Genomic DNA, 255 nt, shown 5'->3' on the forward strand with positions numbered 1-255 from the left:
CGCGACACGACGTTCACCGCCGTCTTCGACACCGTCTTCACCACCGACAACATCGATATCGTGCGGACACCCGTACGGACCCCGGTCGCGAACGCTTTCGCGGAACGCCGGGTCGGTACCGTCCGCCGCGAATGCCTCGACCACCTCCTCATCCTCGGCGAACAACACACCACCGCCGTCCTCACCGACTACATCGACCACTACAACCACCACCGACCCCACCGGTCACTCCAACAACAGGCACCGCTCAGCACC

1 protein-coding gene is annotated in these 255 nt (G+C 64.3%); it reads left to right on the top strand.

Annotated features, from left to right (window positions below; translation table 11 throughout):
• The coding region (locus tag FMEAI12_RS02550) for an integrase core domain-containing protein (RefSeq protein ID WP_146776612.1) at positions 1 to 255 on the top strand (255 nt) is incomplete at both ends.

Source organism: Parafrankia sp. Ea1.12 (assembly GCF_900465275.1).
In the GTDB taxonomy this organism is placed as follows: domain Bacteria; phylum Actinomycetota; class Actinomycetes; order Frankiales; family Frankiaceae; genus Parafrankia; species Parafrankia soli.